Origin of the sequence: Marinobacterium rhizophilum DSM 18822 (assembly GCF_000378045.1) — a bacterium.
GTDB classification, from domain to species: domain Bacteria; phylum Pseudomonadota; class Gammaproteobacteria; order Pseudomonadales; family Balneatricaceae; genus Marinobacterium_A; species Marinobacterium_A rhizophilum.
In genome coordinates, this window is sequence record NZ_KB899095.1 from 57,772 (window position 1) to 79,507 (window position 21,736).

20 protein-coding genes are annotated in these 21,736 nt (G+C 60.3%); 14 read left to right on the forward strand and 6 right to left on the reverse strand.

Annotation, left to right across the window (positions count from 1 at the left end; all coding sequences use genetic code 11):
• Window positions 1-23 precede the first annotated feature (23 nt).
• On the reverse strand, window positions 24-935 hold the full coding sequence (locus F451_RS0109225; RefSeq protein ID WP_020681079.1) for a DMT family transporter: 912 nt from the start codon (window positions 933-935) through the stop codon (window positions 24-26).
• Between the two features lie 168 nt (window positions 936-1,103).
• Between F451_RS0109225 and F451_RS25190 the strand changes: the two genes are divergently transcribed.
• Window positions 1,104-2,549 carry an aminotransferase-like domain-containing protein gene (locus F451_RS25190; RefSeq protein WP_020681080.1) on the forward strand — a complete coding sequence of 482 codons (1,446 nt, stop codon included), beginning with the start codon at window positions 1,104-1,106 and terminating at the stop codon, window positions 2,547-2,549.
• Between the two features lie 149 nt (window positions 2,550-2,698).
• Entirely contained in the window at window positions 2,699-3,850 is a 1,152-nt protein-coding gene (locus F451_RS25195; RefSeq protein WP_020681081.1) for a hypothetical protein, read from the forward strand.
• Window positions 3,851-3,884: 34 nt separating this feature from the next.
• Here the strand turns inward: F451_RS25195 and F451_RS0109240 are convergent, their stop codons facing one another.
• Complete coding sequence (locus F451_RS0109240; protein WP_020681082.1) at window positions 3,885-4,370, reverse strand: Lrp/AsnC family transcriptional regulator; 486 nt, start codon at window positions 4,368-4,370, stop codon at window positions 3,885-3,887.
• 130 nt (window positions 4,371-4,500) lie between these two features.
• On the opposite strand from F451_RS0109240, the gene phhA reads away from it, so the two are divergent.
• A complete protein-coding gene (gene phhA, locus F451_RS0109245; protein WP_020681083.1) occupies window positions 4,501-5,298 on the forward strand; it encodes a phenylalanine 4-monooxygenase in 798 nt (265 codons plus the stop codon).
• A 72-nt stretch (window positions 5,299-5,370) separates the two neighbouring features.
• Window positions 5,371-5,721 carry a 4a-hydroxytetrahydrobiopterin dehydratase gene (locus F451_RS0109250; protein WP_020681084.1) on the forward strand — a complete coding sequence of 117 codons (351 nt, stop codon included), beginning with the start codon at window positions 5,371-5,373 and terminating at the stop codon, window positions 5,719-5,721.
• Window positions 5,722-5,801: 80 nt separating this feature from the next.
• On the opposite strand, the gene rpmG is transcribed toward F451_RS0109250, so the two are convergent.
• From rpmG to radC, 3 genes are all read right to left on the reverse strand, one after another.
• Entirely contained in the window at window positions 5,802-5,972 is a 171-nt protein-coding gene (rpmG, locus tag F451_RS0109255) for a 50S ribosomal protein L33 (RefSeq protein ID WP_020681085.1), read from the reverse strand.
• An 11-nt stretch (window positions 5,973-5,983) separates the two neighbouring features.
• Entirely contained in the window at window positions 5,984-6,220 is a 237-nt protein-coding gene (rpmB, locus tag F451_RS0109260) for a 50S ribosomal protein L28 (protein ID WP_026291631.1), read from the reverse strand.
• Window positions 6,221-6,406: 186 nt separating this feature from the next.
• Window positions 6,407-7,081 carry a RadC family protein gene (gene radC / locus F451_RS0109265; RefSeq protein ID WP_020681087.1) on the reverse strand — a complete coding sequence of 225 codons (675 nt, stop codon included), beginning with the start codon at window positions 7,079-7,081 and terminating at the stop codon, window positions 6,407-6,409.
• Between the two features lie 190 nt (window positions 7,082-7,271).
• Between radC and coaBC the strand changes: the two genes are divergently transcribed.
• The 9 genes from coaBC to F451_RS0109310 all read left to right on the forward strand — a co-directional run bounded on the left by coaBC (window position 7,272) and on the right by F451_RS0109310 (window position 19,558).
• Window positions 7,272-8,477 carry a bifunctional phosphopantothenoylcysteine decarboxylase/phosphopantothenate--cysteine ligase CoaBC gene (coaBC, locus tag F451_RS0109270; protein ID WP_020681088.1) on the forward strand — a complete coding sequence of 402 codons (1,206 nt, stop codon included), beginning with the start codon at window positions 7,272-7,274 and terminating at the stop codon, window positions 8,475-8,477.
• Complete coding sequence (gene dut, locus F451_RS0109275; protein WP_020681089.1) at window positions 8,474-8,929, forward strand: dUTP diphosphatase; 456 nt, start codon at window positions 8,474-8,476, stop codon at window positions 8,927-8,929. The genes coaBC and dut overlap by 4 nt, the downstream gene beginning before the upstream one ends.
• Before the next feature lie 199 nt (window positions 8,930-9,128).
• On the forward strand, window positions 9,129-10,031 hold the full coding sequence (gene argB, locus F451_RS0109280; RefSeq protein ID WP_020681090.1) for an acetylglutamate kinase: 903 nt from the start codon (window positions 9,129-9,131) through the stop codon (window positions 10,029-10,031).
• A gap of 82 nt (window positions 10,032-10,113) precedes the next feature.
• Complete coding sequence (gene slmA / locus F451_RS0109285; protein ID WP_020681091.1) at window positions 10,114-10,713, forward strand: nucleoid occlusion factor SlmA; 600 nt, start codon at window positions 10,114-10,116, stop codon at window positions 10,711-10,713.
• A gap of 150 nt (window positions 10,714-10,863) precedes the next feature.
• Window positions 10,864-11,091, forward strand: coding sequence for a hypothetical protein (locus F451_RS27695; RefSeq protein ID WP_020681092.1), 228 nt, complete (start codon window positions 10,864-10,866; stop codon window positions 11,089-11,091).
• Window positions 11,088-11,888 (forward strand): sulfite exporter TauE/SafE family protein, encoded by an 801-nt coding sequence (locus tag F451_RS0109295; protein ID WP_020681093.1) that lies wholly within the window; start codon window positions 11,088-11,090, stop codon window positions 11,886-11,888. The genes F451_RS27695 and F451_RS0109295 overlap by 4 nt, the downstream gene beginning before the upstream one ends.
• 213 nt (window positions 11,889-12,101) lie before the next feature.
• Window positions 12,102-13,322 carry an MFS transporter gene (locus F451_RS0109300; protein ID WP_020681094.1) on the forward strand — a complete coding sequence of 407 codons (1,221 nt, stop codon included), beginning with the start codon at window positions 12,102-12,104 and terminating at the stop codon, window positions 13,320-13,322.
• 174 nt (window positions 13,323-13,496) lie between these two features.
• Window positions 13,497-18,317, forward strand: a complete 4,821-nt coding sequence (locus F451_RS25200; protein ID WP_020681095.1) for an NAD-glutamate dehydrogenase — start codon at window positions 13,497-13,499, stop codon at window positions 18,315-18,317.
• Between the two features lie 23 nt (window positions 18,318-18,340).
• On the forward strand, window positions 18,341-19,558 hold the full coding sequence (locus F451_RS0109310; protein ID WP_020681096.1) for an aspartate aminotransferase family protein: 1,218 nt from the start codon (window positions 18,341-18,343) through the stop codon (window positions 19,556-19,558).
• On the opposite strand, the gene F451_RS25205 is transcribed toward F451_RS0109310, so the two are convergent.
• Complete coding sequence (locus tag F451_RS25205) at window positions 19,509-20,633, reverse strand: alanine/ornithine racemase family PLP-dependent enzyme (protein WP_020681097.1); 1,125 nt, start codon at window positions 20,631-20,633, stop codon at window positions 19,509-19,511. The two genes, F451_RS0109310 and F451_RS25205, sit on opposite strands and share 50 nt — an antisense overlap.
• 167 nt (window positions 20,634-20,800) lie before the next feature.
• Between F451_RS25205 and F451_RS0109320 the strand changes: the two genes are divergently transcribed.
• Window positions 20,801-21,736, forward strand: a complete 936-nt coding sequence (locus F451_RS0109320) for a LysR family transcriptional regulator (protein ID WP_020681098.1) — start codon at window positions 20,801-20,803, stop codon at window positions 21,734-21,736.

Consider the following 21,736-nt stretch of genomic DNA (forward strand, 5'->3'; position numbering starts at 1 on the left):
TTGTCACCTGCTCGCTCCAGGAGCTAGCCCGCCGCTGCCGCTTTCGGCTCGACAACCCGGGCCGGCCGTATCACCAGATACACACCCAGTACAGCCACCGCGATTCCCCCCAGCGCGACAGGCGCCAGGCTCTCGTCGAACAGCCACCAGGCTTCCAGCGCCGTCACCGGTGGTACCAGATAGAAGTAACTGGCGACCCGGGCGGCTTCACCTTCACGGATCATCAGCATCAGCAGCAGTATGGCGGAAACCGAAAGCCCCACCACGAGCCATAACAACGCCAGGAACAACTCGGGCTGCCAGTCCACTTGCCGCGTTTCAAAGCCAAAGCTCAACAGCCCCATCAGCAGTGCGGTAGACAAATACTGATAGAAAGAGCCACTCAGCAGATCGACGCCCTGACCAAAGCGCTTCTGATACAGGGTACCGATCGAAATTGCCACCAACGCCACAATGGCCGCCAGCAGCGCCGGCCAGACCAGCTCACCGGACGTACCCGAGCCGCGGCCTGACAGTACCAGCGCCACGCCCAGCAAGCCAAGCAGCAAACCGCCCCATTGCAGCGGACGCAGCCTGCTGCCCAGCCATTGCCAGGCGATCAGGGCTGTCAGCAGCGGCTGCAGCCCCACCAGCAGGGACGCGATGCCGGCCGGCATCTGCCAGCTGATCGCGGCAAAGACGCCCCCCAGATAGGCTCCATGTACCAGCAACCCCACCACCATCTGGTGCAACGCCTGCCGCACACCCAGCGCTCTGGCCCTGAACAGGCGCATCAGCACGACGAAGACCGCCAGGGTCAGCAGCATACGCAGAAACAGCAGATAGAAGGGTTCGATATAGGGCAGCCCATACTTGGCGCCGATAAAACCGGTACTCCAGAGCAGGACGAACAGCAGCGGTACCCAGCGTACCAGCCGCGCCTGAAGGTCGCTCATGCATTATTCCTCGGGACGACGGCATTTGGCTGCACCGCCGCAGATTGAAAAAGATGTTCAGCATACGGTATTCGCACGGCGCTAAAACAGAGACAAGACGACGCTTTTTAGATGGGTACAGTCGCAAACAATGGCATAACAAGATGAATAAATAGCTAAACTGTGTCCATGAAAATATACCAACAAACGGCCGAACTGCTGCGCAAGCAGATTCTGGATCAGCAGCTGCGGCCCGGCGACCCGTTGCCGTCAATCCGGGAATTGTCCACAAGGCTCAATATCGGACGCAACAGCGTAATACACGCCTATATGCTGCTGGAAGACGAGCAGCTGATTGAGCCGCGACCCCGTTCGGGTTACTACGTGCGCGCTCGTCCGCTCAGTCCAAACACCAGTGCCCGGCCCGAGCCACGCAGGGTTGAGCTCGGTGCCACTGCACTGGAGATTATCGGTGCGGCGCAAAATGCCCGGCTGGTGCCCCTGGGCAGTGCCGACCCGGAGGCGCATGGCAGCGCGCGGGAGTACTTTTATCGCCGCCTTTCGCGTCATGCCCGCGATGCCGCCAGCACATCGAGCGGCAACAGCCACTATGTGGCGCCACCGGGCCTGCACGACCTGCGGGCGCAACTGGCACGACGCTTCAACTCCACCCTGGTGCAGGCCGGTGCCGACGACATCGTCATCACCAACGGCGCACAGGAAGCCATTACCCTGGCCCTGCTGGCCCTGGCGCGTCCAGGCGATACCCTTGCGGTCGAATCACCCTGTTACTACGGCACCCTGCAGTGTATCGAAGCCCTGGGCATGCGCGCACTGGAGATCCCCAGCCACCCGCAGCACGGCATGGACATGGAGGCGCTGAGCGAGGCACTGACATGCTGGCCGGTCAAGGCTATTCTCACCAACCCGAGTTTTAGCAATCCCACCGGCGCCTGCTCGCCGGTAGCCGACCGTCAGGCACTGCTGCGTCTCGCCGCAGAGCACGACTTGCCCATTATCGAGGACGATGTGTTCGGCGAGCTCTACCACCAGGGCAGCCGGCCAGCGCCAATAAAAGCCTTCGATACCCAGGGGCGGGTGCTGCTATGCAGTTCGCTGTCCAAGACACTGGACTCCGACATTCGAATCGGCTGGATCATGCCGGGACGTTATTTTGAACAGGTGAATTACCTAAAATATGTCACCACCCTGGCCTCCCCCGGCATCCTGCAGCGTGCCGGGGCCGACTTCCTGGCCGATAACCGCTATGAGCGCCACCTGCGACAGGTACGACGTCGTTACCAGGCTCGCCTGGGCCTGCTGCTTGAAGCCATTTACCAGTACTGGCCGGCCGCTGCTGTGCCGCTCACTCCCAAAGGCGGCTTCCTCTGCTGGGTTGAACTGCCCATCGGGTTCGACGGCGATCAGCTCTACCGGGACGCACAGCAGGCCGGTATCGGCATAACACCCGGCAGTCTGTTTGCCAGCGACATGCGTTTTAGCCACTGTATTCGCCTGAACTACAGCACCTTTGAGGCCACCCCCTACTACCTGCAAGCCATCAAGACACTGGGGGAGCTGATCAGACGCCAGTTATCCACCCCGTTGCCGGGCGAGCCATCGGGCCATTATTAACTCGAAGGCATGAGCACTATCGGTATACTCGATAAGCAGGCCGGGACGCTGAAGCACTGAATCATGGGCAGCGTGAGCCTGGCAGCGGAACATGCCAGTCTGGGCAGGCAAACCGTCAAACAGTCATACGCAAAGGGAAGAATCAGCCTATGTCCGTTGAAACAGCGACCCACGACAAGCGACTGTGGCTGATTGCACTGCTCATCTCGCTCACCTGCATCGTTCTGGTCGCAAGCAAGTGGAATCAGGTTCAGCGTGAACACGGCTCACTTGAAGATCGCGTCAACGACAAAGCCGACCTGCAACGCGTACTCAGCGCCGGCGACACGGTAGAGTTCAAAAATGGACGACAACCCATCCTGATACCAACCGGATATTTCATCCAGTCGCTGGCGTTTAATTCGGCCAGCGACGTTAACGTGACCGGTTATATCTGGCAGAAGTACCCAACCGACTTTCCCGCCGAAATCACCAAGAGCTTTATCTTTCCGGAAGAGGTCAATTCCAGCTCAACCACGTTACGCGAAGTGTACAGCGGGCGAGGCGTACAGGACGGTATCGAATACGAATTGCTCGGCTGGTATTTCGATGTAACGTTGCGCCAGTCTTTCGATTACAGCAAATACCCGCTGGATTTCCTGACCGTCTGGCTGCGACTGTGGCCCAAAGAAATGAATAATGACTATCGCGTGCTGTTCGTACCCGATTTCGATGCCTATGCCGATACCAGCCAGCATCGCTTTGGGCTGGACCAGGAGATCGTGCAGGGGGAATGGGATATCGACGAAACGTTTTTCAGTTACAACAGCATTCCTTACGACACGGATTTTGGCTTTTTTACCCAGGTAGAAGAAATCAGCTACAAAGAGTTTCTGATTAATATCGGAATGAAACGCAAGTTCATCAATGCCTTTGTCATCAACCTGGTGCCACTGCTGATCGTGGCCCTGCTGCTCTTTGCCCAATTGATGACGGTAACGGCCCGCGGTCCGCTGGTGTCCCGCTTTGACTTCACGGCCAGCAGCGCCATTGCAACTTGCTCGGCACTTTTTTTCGTTGTGCTGCTGGCACATATTCAGGTCCGGCAGCAGTTCGCCAGTTCTGAGCTGGTGTATATCGAGAATTTCTACCTGGTGATGTACACCGCCATTCTGTTCACCGCACTCAACGCCTACCTGTTTGCACTGGATCAGGACGCCAAGTCCAATCTCATTACCTGGCGCGATAACCTGCTGCCAAAACTGGCGTTTTGGCCCGTGCTGCTGGGTACTATCACCCTGATTACCTGGTTGAAGCTTTAAGGCAGCGATTTGTCCGCCGGCTCAGAGCAAGCAGCTATCTGTCATCACCCGGTATAGGCAGTTCGGTGGTGTACTTTTTCTGGCGCAGCACCAGCGAGCTGTTGGTGGACTTCACGCCTTTGAGCTTGAGCAGCTTGTGCATCATGAAGCGCTCCAGCGCCTCGACATCCTCGACCACCACCCGTAACAGAAAGTCCTCGGCACCGGTAATGGCATAACACTCCAGCACCTCCGGCGACTGCTCGACGAAGTCGTCGATGGCCGCGATATTGGCATCGCTGTGATCCAGCAGTGACAAATGAATAAAGGCCATGGTCTGCATGCCCAGCTTTTGGGTATTGAGCAGTGCCACGTAGCGGTCGATAACCCCACTTTCCTCGAGCTTTTTCAGACGCCGCCAGCAGGGCGCCGTCGAGAGGTTGGTATGTTCGGCGAGCTCCTGGTTGCTGATACGTCCATTACGCTGTAATTCACGCAGAATTCGGCGGTCCGTTTTGTCCAGCTTGACCACTTCAGACATTTTGTTTCTTACATTCCAGTAATTGAGAAATATTATTTCAAAATTTGCGCTATTTTCCACAACAGCGCAAGCAAATTTCTCCCGCTCTTCGTTACTCTAATTGATACAGAGTCCTGTTCGAGAGCGTGTCATGAAAACATCAAGCCGCTACCAAGCCCACAAGCCCAATGCCCAGGGCCTGATTTCGTACAGTGCCGAGGAACACTCGGTCTGGCAGACCCTGTTCAGCCCACAGCAGGCCCAGGCAAAGCAGTACTGCAGCCAGGTATTCAACAACGGACTGGCCCGACTGGCGCTGGACCCGGCAAGGATTCCGCAGTGCGCCGAAGTGTCACAGCACTTGCAGCAAGCAACCGGCTGGAGCGTAACACCGGTGCCGGCGCTTATCGGTTTCGACCGTTTCTATCAGTTGCTTTCCTCACGCATCTTTCCGGCGGCGTCCTTTATCCGTTCGCGCGAGGAGCTCGAATACTTGCAGGAACCGGATATTTTCCACGAGATTTTTGGCCACACCCCCCTGCTGGCCAACCCGGATATCGCCGAATTCTCGCACCATATCGGGGTGCTGGGGAGCCAGGCCCGGCCCGAGGATCACGTCTGGCTGGCCCGGCTTTACTGGTTTACCGTGGAGTTTGGCCTGATTCGCGAAAACGGCCAGATCAAGGCCCTGGGAGCCGGCCTGGCGTCCTCCGCCAGTGAACTCCCCTACGCAATTGAAAGCCCACAGGCACGGCGCCAACCGTTCGATCTGCTGGATGTGCTGCGCACGCCCTACCGCATCGATATTCACCAGCCACTATACTTTGTGCTTGAAGGTCTTGATCAGCTGCTCGAGTTGACCCGCACCGACGTGCTGGGCGCGATTCACCATGCCCGGGCACTGGGACTGCATGCGCCACTGTTCGCCCCCAAGACCGCGCTAAACTGAACACTCACCCTGAAATTTACGTGGCGGCAAACCCTGCCGCCACGCCACGAATGCCACGAGAGGAACCCCCCCATGAGTGATACATTCTGCGACCTGGCAGGCCAGAGCTGCGTACCCTGCGAAGGCGGCATACCGGCACTGACCGCCGCCGAAGCCCAGGCACTGATGCCACAGCTGCACCAGGACTGGGTACTGGCCGATGACGCCAGCTATATTGAACGGGATTTTCGCTTCAAAGGCTTTGCCAAGGCGGTGTATACCACCAATGCCGCCTGCTTCCTCGCCGACCAGCAGAACCATCACCCTGACATCCGCATGGGCTGGGGTTACTGCACGGTGCGTTTTTGCACCCATGCCGTGAACGGCCTGTCGGATAACGATTTCATCTGCGCCGCCAAGCTCGACGCCATCGTGAACAGCTAATCGGCGCGGTGTACAAACCCCAAATATCGGACACAAAAAAACCGGCCGCGAAGGGCCGGTTTTTTTTGGAAGCAGATCAATTACTTGATCTTGGCTTCCTTGTACAGAACGTGCTGACGAACAACCGGATCGTACTTTTTGAATTCAAGCTTTTCCGGGGTGTTGCGCTTGTTCTTGTCGGTGGTGTAGAAGTGACCAGTACCGGCAGAGGAAACCAAGCGGATTTTTTCACGAGCGCCTTTAGCAGCCATGATCTAACTCCTTAAACCTTTTCGCCACGGGTACGCAGTTCGGTCAGAACCGAATCGATACCCTTCTTATCGATGATACGCATACCTTTGGAAGATACACGCAGACGAACGAAACGCTGCTCGCTTTCAACCCAGAAACGGTGCCAATGCAGGTTCGGCAGAAAACGACGGCGAGTTTTACGCTGTGAGTGGGAAACGTTGTTCCCGGTAACCGGACGCTTGCCGGTAACCATGCAAACTTTAGACATCTCGAAAACCTTCTCGAAAAGTTTATATAACCCTGTCCAGATACTTATCGATAGCAAAGATCAGCAGCTATCTCAGGCGGAGCGTCCAAAAACCGGACTAAATCCCGTACCAGGAGGACAGAAGGGCGCATATCATACTCAAACATGCGCGACGACACCAGACAATTTGTTCAATAATTAGCCCCTTTACAGCAACCCCCGCTCGGCAAACGACACCACCTCCGTATCCCCCACCACCATATGGTCCAGTACACGGATATCCACCAGCGCCAGGGCATCGATCAGGCGCCGCGTAATCTGCTGATCTGCCAGCGATGGCTCGGCCACGCCCGAGGGATGGTTGTGCGCCAGTATCAAGGCGGCCGCGTTGTGCGCCAACGCCCGCGTGACAACCTCGCGCGGATAGACCGATGCGGCATCAATGGTGCCAAAAAACAGTTCATCGTAACGGATCACCCGGTGGCGATTATCCAGAAACAGGCAGGCAAACACCTCCCTCCTCTGATGCCGCAGCCGTGCGGTCAGGTAACGCCGTACCGCCGCCGGGTTTTCCAGTGCATCGCCCCGTTCAAGCCCGGCTTCCAGATGACGCCGGGCCATTTCCAGTACGGCCTGTAACTGGGCAAACTTGGCATCGCCCAGCCCCAGACCCTGGCAAAAATGCTCACGGCTGCTTTCCAGCAATGGCCGCAGCCCGCCAAAGCGATCCAGCAACTCACGCGCCAAATCCACGGCGCTTTTGCCACTGACACCCGTGCGCAAAAAAATCGCCAGTAACTCAGCATCCGACAATGCCGCCGCACCTAAAGACAACAGCCGCTCGCGCGGGCGCTCCTGCGCCGGCCAGTCTGAAATGGACATCTGACACCTCCTTGTGTCGTCTTCAATCCTCCCGGCCGTCTGCCATGCAGGCCGCCGGTTACACCTGGAGCTTAGCAGCAGGCCACGTTCAGCACAGATACAGCCGCTGACTGCACGCCTACGCAAAACGGCTTCGAAGTGATATCTTAGGCGCTCTTTTTCAGGCGACGGCGACACATCGGCTCAGGGTATGCAACGACTTACTAACAGACAAATCATTCTGGGCATTACCGGCGGCATAGCGGCCTACAAGAGTGCCGAACTCACGCGCCTGCTCAAGGGGGCCGGTGCCGATGTGCGTGTAGTCATGACGCCCGCTGCCACCGAGTTCATCACGCCTCTGACGCTGCAGGCCCTGTCCGGGCATGCGGTGCACCAGCACCTGCTGGACCCGGAAGCCGAAGCCGGCATGGGTCATATAGAACTGGCCAAGTGGGCCGACCTGATTCTGATTGCGCCGGCCAGTGCCGATTTTATCGCCCGCCTCGCCGGCGGCCAGGGTGATGACCTGCTCAGCACCCTGTGCCTGGCCACCGATGCACCGATCTGCCTGGCGCCAGCCATGAACCAGGCCATGTGGCGCAATCGCCATACCCAGGACAATATCGCCCAGCTGCGGGCCGGCAACATCGGCATTTTTGGCCCTGGCAGCGGCGCGCAGGCCTGTGGCGATACCGGACCCGGCCGAATGCTGGAACCGGTCGAGCTGGCCCAACTGACGGCCGAACAGTTCGATACCGGCGCCCTGGCCGGCAAGACCGTTTTTATCACCGCGGGGCCGACCCGCGAGGCGCTCGACCCGGTGCGCTACATTTCCAATCACAGCTCCGGAAAAATGGGATACGCCCTCGCGCAGGCGGCAGTGGATGCCGGCGCCCGCGTCAAACTGATCAGCGGGCCGGTCAACCTCGCCGCACCAGCGCGCATGGACGTGGTGCAGGTGCAGAGCGCCAACGACATGCTGGCGGCCGCCATGGATGGCATTGCATCCTGTGACATCTTTATCGCTGCCGCTGCCGTGGCCGATTACCGCCCTACGGCCGTGTCCGAGCACAAGATAAAGAAGGGTTCAGAGGAAGTGATGGAACTTCACCTGGTGAAAAACCCGGATATTGTCGCCAGCGTCGCCGCCCTGCCCGGCAAGCCCTTCACCGTGGGCTTCGCCGCCGAGACCCGGGATCTGCTCAACTACGCCCGCAGCAAGCTGGAGCGCAAGCAGCTGGATCTGATCGTCGCGAACGATGTATCCCAGCCCGGCATCGGCTTTAACAGTGATGAAAATGCGGTGACCCTGGTCAGCCGCGACGAAGCACGACCCCTGCCCCAAACCTCGAAACGTCAGCTGGCCAGCCAACTGATCCGTCAAATCGCCGAACTGTATAACCGAGCCCAATGAAAAAACTGCAAGTAAAGATTCTCGATCCCCGCATTGGCCGCGACTACCCGCTGCCCGCTTACGCCACTGCCGGTTCCGCCGGGCTGGATCTGCGCGCCTGCCTGGATACACCCATGACGCTCGAGCCCGGCCAGACACAACTGTTGCCCACCGGACTTGCGATCTATATTGAAGATCCGTCGCTGTGTGCCATGATCCTGCCCCGTTCAGGGCTCGGTCACAAACACGGTATCGTCCTCGGAAACCTTGTAGGCCTGATTGATTCCGACTACCAGGGTCAGCTGTTCGTCTCCTGCTGGAACCGTGGCCAGACGACCTTTGTCGTCGAGCCCGGCGAGCGCATTGCCCAGCTGGTGCTGGTACCGGTCGTACAGGCGGATTTCGAGGTCGTGGATGAATTCCACGCCTCCGAGCGTGCCGACGGCGGCTTTGGATCTTCCGGGCGACACTGACGTGTAAATGGCCGCCCGGCCGGTTTGCAGACACCGGTACGCCAGCATGTAGCAAAAGACGTAACATCATTGGCCCTAGCCAATGCGAGCCCCTTGAAAACCAAGGGAATTCACAAAATTCCGCCCGGCTTAACACGGGCGACAATTAAACAGGCAGGGATGCCTGTTTAATTACCGGGTAGAAAGGAGTGACACAGGAATGGCACTGACACGCAACGAAGCCATGAACACCGCCCAGGTGCTCAGTGAAGCAATGCCGTATATCCAGCGTTTTGTCGGCAAGACCCTGGTGGTCAAATACGGCGGCAACGCCATGATCGACGAGAAGCTGCAAAACAGCTTTGCCCGCGATATCGTCATGCTCAAGCTGATCGGCCTGAATCCCATCGTCGTGCACGGTGGTGGCCCCCAGATCGGCGACCTGCTGGAAAAGCTCAATATCGAGTCTCACTTCATCAATGGCATGCGTGTCACCGACTCCAAAACCATGGACGTGGTTGAAATGGTGCTCGGCGGCATGGTCAACAAGCAGATCGTCGGTCTGATCAACAGCAACGGCGGCAAGGCTATCGGCCTGACAGGCAAGGACGGTCAGCTGCTGTCGGCCCGCAAGCTGCGCGTCAAGCACAAGACCCCCGAAATGGAGGCCCCCGAAATTCTCGACATCGGCCATGTCGGTGAAGTATCGAAGGTCAACGTCAAGGTGCTCGACATGCTGGTCAACTCCGACTTCATCCCGGTCATCGCGCCCATCGGCGTGGGTGAAGACGGCATGTCCTACAACATCAACGCGGACCTGGTGGCCGGCAAGATCGCCGAAGTACTGCAGGCCGAAAAGCTGGTGCTGCTGACCAACATCGCCGGCCTGCTCGACAAGGACGGCAAGCTGCTGACCGGTCTGTCCACTCGCCAGGTCGATGCACTGATCGAGGACGGCACCATCTACGGCGGCATGCTGCCCAAGATCGACTGCGCGCTGAGTGCGGTGAAAAACGGCGTCAACAGCGCCCACATCATCGATGGCCGGGTGGAGCACTCCTGCATGCTGGAAATCTTCACCGACGAGGGTGTCGGCACCCTGATCACCAACCGCAGCCTCTAACCGACCCGCAGCACAGGCCCACCACGGACAGTCCGTGGTGGGCCTGTGCTGATACTCAACCGCATGCTTCAAAGGACTTTGCATGAGCGAGCACACCAAGGTTTCGCGCAGCGAGCAGATACTGCAGGCGCTGGCACACATGCTCGAAAACAATCCGGGCCAGCGCATTACCACCGCCGCACTGGCACGCGAGGTGGGCGTTTCCGAAGCAGCCCTGTACCGGCACTTCCCCAGCAAGGCACGGATGTTTGAGGGCCTGATCAGCTTCATCGAAGACACGCTGTTTTCCCGCGTTACGCTGATCCTCGGCTCCGACCAGGGCGCCATCCGCCAGTGTGAGCAGATTCTCACCCTGGTGCTGGCCTTCGTGGAGCGCAACCCGGGTATGGCACGCATCCTCACCGGCGACGCCCTGGCCGGCGAAACGGACCGCCTGCGCGCCCGCGTGCACCAGGTCTTTGAACGCCTCGAAACCCAGTTGCGCCAGATACTGCGCGAAGCCGAATTGCGTGAGGGCCTCAGAACCCACACCACCGCCGGCGCCACCGCCAACCTGATGATGGCTGCCATCGAAGGCCGTATCCGCCAGTTCGTGCGCAGCGAGTTCCGCCAGCGCCCCACCGAGCTCTGGCCCGACCAGTGGCCGCGTCTGGCAACAGGCCTGTTCCGCGTCGCAGCCTGAGGCTACAGCAGCCATGACACTCGACCTGCTGCTCGAGCACAGAGGCCTCTTTGTGCTCTCCTTGCTGGCCACGCATGAAAATCGGGACAGTCGAGCAGCCCTGCAGGCCCATGGCTCTGCTGCGCGCCGCAGTCTTAGGCGACATCAGCCGTGACACCCGACCTGCTGCTCGAACAGTTCGGTCTCTTTGTCCTCTCCTTGCTGGCCAACGGTCTCAGTGCCCTTGCCGGTGGCGGGGCCGGTTTGCTGCAGCTGCCGGTGCTGCTCTTCCTGGGCCTGTCATTCAGCGTTGCACTGGCCACGCATGAAAAGTGGGACAGACCAGTGGCCGCGCCGGGCCTGGGCGCTGTTCCGTCACGACACCGGTTACAGCCATGACACTCGACCTGCTGCTCGAACAGTTCGGTCTCTTTGTCCTCTCCTTGCTGGCCAACGGTCTCAGTGCCCTTGCCGGTGGCGGGGCCGGTTTGCTGCAGCTGCCGGTGCTGCTCTTCCTGGGCCTGTCATTCAGCGTTGCACTGGCCACTCACAAGATCGCCAGCGTTGCACTGGGCCTGGGCGCCACGCTACGCCACCTGCGCGAAGGTCACCTTGAGCCGCGTTTTTGTGGCTTTATCCTCGCCTGTGGGCTGCCCGGTGTCGTCTTTGGTGCCTGGAGTGTACTCAAGCTGCCCGAAGCCTGGACCCTGCTGGCGCTCGGTTTGCTCACCTGTGGCCTGGGCATCTATTCGAGCTGCAAGAAACAACTCGGCATGGAGTTTAAGCCGCGCAACCGGGATCGGCGCGGCCTGGTTATTGGCGGTGCCGGCCTGCTGCTGATCGGCATTCTGAACGGCTCGCTGACCTCGGGTACCGGCCTGTTTGTCACCCTCTGGCTGGTGCGCTGGTTCGGCCTGGATTACCAGCGTGCCGTCAGTTATGTGCTGGTACTCGTGGGGGTGTTCTGGAACGGCTTCGGTGCCCTGACCATCGCCATGCAGCAGGTGCCAAAATGGCCCTGGCTGCCGGCGCTGCTGCTCGGCGCCCTGGTGGGAGCCTACGCAGGGGCACACCTGTCGATTGCCAAGGGCAATCGTCTGGTCAAACGCACTTTCGAAACCCTGACTATCCTGGTGGGGATCAAGCTGACCGCTGATGCGCTGTCCCTGTTACACCTGTTCCAGTCCACAGCCTGATCATCCCGCAACGCATCGGATACCCGGACATATCCCGCTCATTGATAGCGCACAAAAGTACAACAGACTGTTCGATTTATACCCTGTTTCTGCGTGCACCAAAATGGCACAATTACGACCGACTTCACTGCCTCAGGACCCGAGCCCGCTGCTCGCTGCCTCGCCTTCGCCGGCGCCCTTCTGAGCGTAACGCCCCACTGCGCGGATGTATTCATGACGTTACTCAAAGGCCCCTTTGACGGCCGAAAATGGGCCTTTTTTATCGCAGCCCTCGCCGTTTTGCTGGCAGCCGCGAACCTGCGGGGCGGCCTGGTCGTCGTGGGCCCCCTGGTGGCGGACATCCGTGCCAGCCTGGCCCTGTCCGCCGGAGAATTCAGTCTGCTCACCACCCTGCCGCTGATCTGCTTTGGACTGATATCCATCTGCGTTCCCGCGCTGGCCCGACGCGTCCGCGCGCCACTGCTGGTCATTATGGCGCTGCTGCTGATCGCCGCGGGTGCGGCGCTGCGCACCACCAGCCTGTTCAACCTGGTACTTGTCGGCACACTGCTGCTGGGCATCGCCATTGCATTGCTCAATGTATTGATACCAGGGCTGGTCAAGGGCTATTTCCCGCGCCAGATCGGCCTGATGACGGGGCTCTATTCGGTCGCCCTGAGCCTGGGCGCAGGCCTTGGCGTCTATCTGGCGATACCGTTGCGCGATGCCTTTGATGCCTGGCAGGCAGCGCTGCAGTTCTGGGCGATACTGCCTCTGGTCTGCCTGCCGCTGTGGCTGTATATGCTGCGGATACGCACCCAGGAAGCGCCGGGGCCCTCCGCACGGGTTACACTTTGGCGCGACCCGACAGCCTGGGCCCTGACCCTGTTCATGGGCCTGCAGTCCTTTTTCTTTTATTCCATTGCCACCTGGCTGCCCAAGATACTCATGGATGCGGGGCTTGACGACCAGGACGCCGGTTTCGCCGCCTCCATGATCAACCTGGCGGGCATTCCCGCCAACCTGCTGATCCCCATGATCGCCGCCCGCATGACCGATCAGCGTCCACTGGCATTGCTGATACTCGTACTGGGTATCGCCGGGCTGTGCGGCCTCTGGCTGACACCCACTGCAGCACCGGTCCTCTGGGCCGCGCTGCTGGGCCTGTGCGGCTCGGCGTCCCTGAGTTTTGCGCTGTCACTGTTCGGCCTGCGCACTCAAAGCCATGTCGAGGCCACCAGCCTCTCCGCCATGGCGCAGTCCATTGGCTACCTGCTCGCCGCCGCGGGCCCCGTCATGCTGGGCCTGGTCAATGACTGGATGAACAGCTGGAGCGGCGCCCTGGTGCTGCTGATGCTGCTACAGCTGGTACAGTTCGGCTGCGGCTGGTACGCCGGCCGGCCAGGCTTTGTGCAAGCTGACAGTACACGCAGGGCGACACCCTCCACCTGCTGACAGCAGCCCGCATAATTGCCACGTTCTGCCCAGACGAGCCCGTCTTCGCGCGCGCCCGAAGACGGGCTCAGCCACATTTTAGCCTCTGCATGCGCTTATCCGTCCCGACAACTGTCGAAGTCTGCAATCCTGACTGATACTTAGCGGGCCAACCGGATAATAAGACAGAGAGCCATGGATCTGAACTCAGCACACAACAGTCGCTTAAACACCGATGTACAGGCGCTCATCAGTGCCCGGCACTCCGCGGCAGAGGCCACGCTGCTGCAACACCTTTGCGAGCTTATATTTCACCCGCAGGGTGAAAGCACTGCCGGCATGAACAGCATGACGGCTGAAGACCGCTACGGTGCCCTGCTCGATATATGGAAAAGTATTGAGCAACGCGCGCCCGAGCAAACCCTCATCCGCGCTTACAACCCCGACCCCCAGCACGACTACTGGCACAGCACCCACAGCGTGATCGAAATTGTCATGGACGACATGCCCTTCATCGTCGCCAGCTGTGCCACCGAACTGGCGCGCCAGGACCTGTTTATTCACCGCCAGAGCTACCCGATATACTGCGCCGAGCGCGACAGTCAGGGCCATCTGCTGCAGTTATGGGATAGCAGCCCTGGCACACACGCACCCGGTCGGATCGTCGAAACCCTGGTGCGCTTTGAAATAGACCGCCAGACCAGCCCCGAGGCATTGCGGCATATTGAATCGCGCCTGCAGCAGATCCTGCTCGATGTACGCTACACGGTACAAGACTGGCAACCGCTGCTGGCACGGGTGGAAGAGGCCGCCAGCTGGTGCGAGCAGAGCGACATCTGCAACCGCTACGAAGACAACCGTGAGGCCGTGGAACTGCTGCGCTGGCTGGCCAATGGAAACTTCCTGTTTATCGGTTTTCGGTTTTACCGGGTGGAGCCCATCGAGGGCAATCGTTACCGGCTGCATTACGAAGAAGGCAGCGGCCTGGGCAGCTTCCGTGACCCGATCAGCGAATCACAGCGCACACTGGAGCTGGATGAACACCTCAGCCGCCAACTCGAGTCCCCCCAGGTGCTGGTACTCACCAAATCATCCACCCGCTCGACCGTGCAGCAGCAGGCGCATTTCGACTATATCGGCGTCAAGAAAATCTCGCCGCAGGGCCAGGTCATTGGCGAGTGGCGCTTTTTCGGCCTCTATTCCAGCAAGGCTTACGATACGCCCATCACCCAGATTCCGCGCATTCGCCAACATGTACAACGCCTGCTGGATGCCTCTGGCATGCCGGACGATACACATGGTTACAAGGCGCTGCGTCACATCATTTATGGCTACCCGCGGGAAGAATTGCTGCAAGCCAGCTATGAACAGTTGCACGACACCATCAATGGCATGCTTGAGTGTGTCGAAACACGTCGCTTTGGCGTCTTTCTGCGCCCGGATACTTACGGCCGCTTCATCAATGTGATCATGCTGGTGCCACGGGATCAGTACACGACCGATGTACGGATCCGTGTGCAGGACATACTGTTGCGCCAGCTGCACGGGCACAGCGCTGAATACAGCGTGCGCCTGAGCGAGCAGCCCCTGGCCCAGGTCCAGTTCAGTATTCACTGCAAACAGGCCCATCGTCAGGAATACAGCCTTGAACTGCTGCGCCGTCTTATCGCCGACGCCATCCAGAGCTGGCAGGACAAACTGCACCAGGCCTTGCTGCACACTTTTGACGAAGCACAAGCCAATCGGCTGTTTGAGCGCTTCGGCCCCCGTTTCCCCGCCGCCTACCGCGACAACCACAGCCCGGAAACGGCCGTTGCCGATATCCGCGAACTCAGTGCCCTGCACACGGCCCTGACCACCCAGCTATACCGCCCCGACATGGGACCGGTGCGTTTCAAGGTGCTGGGACGCGGCCACAACCTGGCACTGTCCGATGTGCTGCCTATTCTGGAGCATCTGGGTGTTCGAGTATTGGACGCCACGCCCTACCTCATTGGCGACGAAGCCGACCAGACCTTCTGGATCATTGATTTCAGCCTCGACAGCGAGACCGAATTCGACCTCAACAACAGTGCTCTGCGGGAACAGTTCCAGCAGAGCTTTATTCGCACCTATTACGGCGAACTGGAAGATGACCGCTTTAACCACCTGATCCTGCGCGCCGGTATTTCCTATCGCGAAGTCACGCTGCTGAGGGCCCTGTGCAAGTACCTGTTGCAACTGGGCTTGCCGTTCAGTCAGCACTACATTGAGCAGGCGCTGGGCCGCAATCCGCAGATCTGCCGCCAGCTGCTGGCGCTCTTCAGCGCACGCTTCGATCCCGAGGCGCCCCCCGGCAGCAAGGCAATGGGGCACTTGCTCGGCGCCGATATCCTGGCCGCACTGGAAACCGTCGAGAACCTCGATGAAGACCGTATCCTGCGCCACTACCTGGGTGTGGTCAAAGCCATGCTGCGCACCAATTACTACCAGGCGGACCAAGAACGGGAGAAGGGCTACCTGAGCTTCAAGCTCAATACCCGCGACCTCCCCTTCGCCCCTGAACCGCGCCCGGCGTTCGAGATTTTTGTCTATGCGCCCTGGGTCGAGGGCGTACACCTGCGAGCAGGGCCTATTGCGCGCGGCGGCCTGCGCTGGTCGGACCGGCGCGAGGATTTTCGCACCGAGGTGCTTGGGCTGGTGAAAGCGCAGATGGTGAAGAATTCGGTGATCGTGCCGGTCGGCGCCAAGGGCGGTTTCGTGCCCAAGCAACTGCCCGACGGCGGCGATCGCAATGCGGTTCAGGCGGAGGTGATCCGCTGCTACGAGACCTTTATTCGCGGCCTGCTCGACATCACCGATAACCGCGTCGGCGATGACATCGTCTCGCCCGCTCGCGTGATCTGCCACGACGGCCCCGATCCCTACCTGGTGGTCGCGGCCGACAAGGGTACCGCCACCTTCTCGGACATCGCCAACCGCATCAGTGCCGAATACGGTTTCTGGCTCGGCGATGCGTTCGCCTCCGGCGGCAGCAACGGCTACGACCACAAGAAGATGGGCATCACCGCCCGGGGCGCCTGGGAGTCGGTCAAACGGCTGTTCCGCGAACAGAACCGCAACTGCCAGTCGGAAGATTTCACTGTCGTGGGTATTGGCGACATGGCCGGCGATGTGTTCGGCAACGGCATGTTGCTGTCCCGCCATATCCGCCTGGTCGCGGCCTTTAACCACCAGCACATCTTCATCGACCCGACCCCCGACGCGGCCTCAAGCTGGCAGGAACGCAAGCGACTGTTCGAGTTACCGGGATCAAGCTGGACAAACTATGACCTCGGTCTGGTCTCCGCCGGCGGCGGGCTCTTCAAGCGCAGCGCCAAGCATATCGACCTCAGCCCCGAGGCACAGGCCGCACTGGGTACCGACCAGACCCGCTTCACACCCAACGAGCTGATCCGGGTGATTCTCAAGGCCCCGGTTGACCTGCTCTGGAACGGCGGCATCGGCACCTATATCAAGGCCAGCAGTGAAACCCATGACCAGGTGGGCGATCGCAGCAACGACAATGTGCGCATCAATGCCAGCGAGCTGCGCCTCAAGGTCATCGGCGAAGGCGGCAACCTGGGCCTGACCCAGCGTGCGCGCATCGAGTTCGCCCGCCACGGCGGCCTGATCAATACCGATGCCATCGACAACGCCGGCGGCGTGGACTCCTCCGACCACGAGGTCAACCTGAAGATACTGCTCAATCAGCAGGTCAGCGCCGGCACACTCGGCGCAGACGAGCGCAATCCGCTACTTGAAAGCATGACCGAGGATATCGCCCGCCTGGTGCTGCGCCACAACTATGGCCAGTGCCAGATACTGAGTGCCGCCAACCAGGTCGCGTCCAAGCGCATCAACGACCACCGCCGCCTCATGCAGCTGCTGGAAAAGGCGGGCCGCCTCAACCGCAAACTCGAGTATCTCCCCAACGACGAGCAACTGGACGAGCTGGCGCGTAACGGCAAGGGGCTGACCCGCCCGGAAATTGCGGTACTGCTGGCCTACAGCAAGCTCTGGCTGTGCGACCAGCTGATCGACGACGGTATAGGCAACGACGCCTGGCTCGCGCAGGAACTGCACAACTATTTCCCGACGGTGATCCAGCAGCGCTTTGGCGACAGCCTGCACCTGCACCCACTACATGCCCAGCTGGTGGCCACCCACTGCACCAACCTGATCTGCAATCGCATGGGCTCAACCCTGGTCAGCTACCTGCAGAGCGAAGCCCACTGCAGCGCCCTGGACGGACTGCGGGCCTGGATGGTCGCACACCGGCTGCTGGACATGCCCGCACTCTGGCGCGACCTCGAATGCTTTGAGGACCAGATAAACGACAAGCTATTCCGCCTGCAGCTACTGCGCATTCACTCACTGCTAGAGCGCACCAGTCTCTGGCTGCTGCGCAACCATGGCAGTAACCTGAACATCGCCGACCTGCTGGGACGCTACGGCAACAGCGTCACCGAGGTGAGTACCGTACTGGTGCCCTACCTCGATACCGAGGATCAGAATCGCCTGCAACATGACAGCAAGACGTTGCAGGATGCGGGGCTGCCCCACGCCCTGGCGCAACGCCTGGCGGCACTGCCCAACCTGACACGCGGGCTGGAAATTGTCGACCTCTGCCTGAAAAGCGAGCAGGACAGCAAGACTGCCAGCCGCGTTTACTTCACCCTGGAACGGCACCTTGAACTGAGCCCGTTGCGCAAAATGATCCTGTCCCTGCCGGAGCGCGACCTTTGGCAGCGCAAAGCCCGCCGAGCCCTGTCCCTGGAGGTTGACGGCGCGCTCGCCCAGGCGTGCACGGCAGTACTCAGCGGCATCAAAAACTGCGATGATCTGGATCAGCGCCTGCAACACTGGCAGGCCCAGAGCAGACCCATCCTGCAACACCTGCAACAGCTGTTCAGTGAAATACGCAGCAGCGACAAACCGGACCTATCAATGCTGTCCGTCGCAGTGCGGGAACTGAGCAACCTGCGCAACCTGTAATGGAACAACTCATGAGGACAGTCATGACAAGCAACCCGGTAAACCGGCAAACCTTCGATGAAGTGATGGTGCCCAACTACGCGCCCCAGGCCATAATCCCGGTGCGCGGTGAGGGATCACATCTGTGGGATCAGGCAGGTCGCGACTATATCGACCTGGCCGGCGGTATCGCCGTCAACCTGCTGGGGCACTGCCACCCGGAACTGGTGCAGACGCTCAAGCAGCAGGCCGACACCCTCTGGCACCTGAGCAACGTCTACACCAATGAACCGGCACTGGCACTGGCACAGAAACTGACGCAGCAGACTTTTGCCGAGCGTGTGTTTTTCGCCAACTCCGGCGCCGAAGCCAACGAAGCGGCCTTCAAGCTGGCCCGCAAGTATGCATACGACCACGTCGGCCCGCAGAAGCACGAAATTATCGCCTTTGAGCAGTCGTTCCATGGCCGTACCCTGTTTACCGTCAGCGTCGGTGGCCAGCCCAAGTACCGCCAGGGATTCGAGCCCGCTCCCGGCGGCATCACCCATGTGCCCTACAACGATATCGAGGCACTGAAGGCGGTTATTTCAGAGCGCACCTGTGCCGTGGTCATGGAACCCATTCTCGGTGAAGGCGGCGTTATTCCGGCTACGGCGGAATTCGCCCAGGCGGTGCGTGCGCTGTGCGATGAGCACAACGCACTGCTGATCTACGATGAGATCCAGACCGGCGTGGGACGCACCGGGAACCTGTTCGCCTACATGGAGATGGGCGTGACGCCCGACATTCTCACCAGCGCCAAGGGCCTGGGCGGCGGCTTTCCCATCGGCGCCATGCTGACCACCGCCAAGATTGCCGCCAGCTTTGGCTTTGGCGCCCACGGCAGCACCTTCGGCGGCAACCCGCTGGGCTGTGCCGTGGCCGGCAAGGTGCTCGATATCGTCAGCAACCCTGCCCTGCTGGCCGATGTAAAACGCAAGCATGACCTCTTCGTCGAGGCGTTGCAGCGCATCAGCGACAGGCTCGGGATCTTCCAGCAGATTCGCGGTGCGGGCCTGCTGATCGGCGTCGAACTGGTTGATGCCTGGCATGGCAAGGCCGGCGAGTTTCTCGCCGCCGCGCGGGAGCAGGGGCTGCTCATCCTGATGGCCGGCCCCAATGTGTTGCGCTTCACCCCCTCGCTGATCATTCCCGATGAGGATATTCACGCCGCTATGGCAAAGCTGGAAACGGCGATCGAGCAGGTACTGGCGGCACAGTGATCGCCGGCGCGCGCAACTGCTTGCGCACATAGGGTGACAGCATGGCCTGCACCAGCGCGCCGTAACCCGGAACAAAGCGGATCCGCTCGCCAATGCGGTGCGGTCCGCTGCGGGTCAGATCCAGTACCAGATGATCCGATGACGCTCCGATCACCTCAATACGCGGATCGGCGGGCCTGAGCGTCGCCAGATCCGTATCGAGGCGGCCGAGTCCGACAATCCCGCGCACTCGAGGGCCGCGGTCTTCAAACCGGGGCACCTGGCCGAATGCATCCAGCACCACCTCGCCCTCCGGCAGTGAAGGCTTGGTCTGGATCTCGATCAGTTCGGCGTCCAGTTCGAACACGTCCACATGCAGACCCGGCAACGGCTGGTCGGTAAAGGGGTTTCGGCCCAGCAGCATCGAAAAGCCTACCCGCACCTGATTGATCCCCGCCGGCAACCGGCCTTCCAGCAACAGCGGCAATGCGCCGGAATTACCGCCGGACACCACCTCCAGTCGATAGCCCAGTTGCGCCTCCGCGCGTTGAGCGCAACGCACCAGTTCCGAAAGATTCTGCTGCGTGGTGCGCACACCACCCAGGCAGCCAAAATTGCTGCCGACACCGACCACCCGAATCCCGGACAGCGGCCGCAAGCGCTCAATCAGCGCGGGCAACTGCCCCGGCACAACGCCTTCCCTGCGATCGCCCAGTTCGACCATCAGCATGATCCCGTGCCGGCGCCCCTGACGCAGCGCGGCCTGGTGCAATGCATGAATGGCGTCATACTCCGAATTCAGGCTGATATCCGCCAGGCTGACCACCGCCTCGGCGTGCGACGGGGCGGGCAGGCGCAGCAGCATCATGCGTGCATCCACGCCAGCCTGCTGCAGGCGTGCAATATTGTCGAGCCGGGAATCGGCCAGCAGGTCACAGCCACCGGCCAGCACCGCCTGGGCGACCGCCTCCAGACCGCAACCGGCCTTGACCACGGCGGCCAGCTCAACACCCTGGCGCCGACACAGGGTATGCAGCAAACGCGCATTCTCGCTTAGCAGCTGTTGATCAATATGCAGGCAGGCTGTGGAATTCATGGTGATACCCGGCAGACTAGAAAGCGGACGCCACTCACAGTGAAGCCCGATGGATAAGCTGACGGTAACAGAGCACCAAATATTGATAAAAATGTTATTCTGAATCTTGGATATAGATAAGATCTATACTCTGACCGATACCCCTTCACCTGCCTGCCGAGGCGCCCATGTCCACGCCGTTTAATCCGCACAATCAACTCGAACGCTTCGCCACCCGGCTGGACTGGAACCTGCTGCGTACCTTTGTCTTTATCGTCCAGGCTCGTGGTATCAGTGCCGCGGCCGACAGGCTCAGTCTGCAGCAACCCACCGTCAGCGCCGCGCTAAAGCGCCTCGAAGGCGCGGTCGGGCGCAAACTGATCGACCGCCGCCCGGGACATTTCGAACTAACACCCGCCGGACAGAAGCTCTACGAGGAGGCCATGCAGGTCTATCGCCAAGTGTCGCGGCTGAATGAAGTGATGCACGATGCCGATGTCGATACCACCGGCCATGTGCGCATTATCAGCATCAGCCAGGTCACCAGCGATCGCCTTGATCAATTGCTGCAGCGCTTTTTCCGCGCCCACCCAGGGGTGACACTGACGATTGAGATCGCAACCACCGCGGAGGTGATACGGGCAGTGGAAAAGAGCACCGTCACCCTGGGGATCTGCGATGCCGACGTACCGACCCCGCTGCACAAGGTCCTGCTGAGCCGCGAGCAGTACGCCATCTTTTGCGGGCGGACACACCCATTGTTCGAACGCGAGGGCCTGGAGCTGGAGGACTTGCGGGGCGAGGGTTATATCGGCTTCACCTCCGATGTGCTCGGGGGCGACTACATGGGACCAGTGACGGCGATGCGCGCGCTGGCGTCGATCGGCCAGCAGGTGCGGGGCTCCTCGAGCAATGTCGAGGAGGTGTGCCGAATGATCGTCAACGGCATCGGTATCGGCGCCCTGCCGGCACACCTGGCCCGCCCCTTCGTCGAACAGGGCCAGCTATGGCAGCTCCCTCCGTACCGGGACCTGCCCGAAGCGGATATCCAGCTGATCTACAATCCGCAGTCACGCTTCAGCGATGGCGAGCGGGCCCTGATCGAGGCGCTGGCAACACTCTGA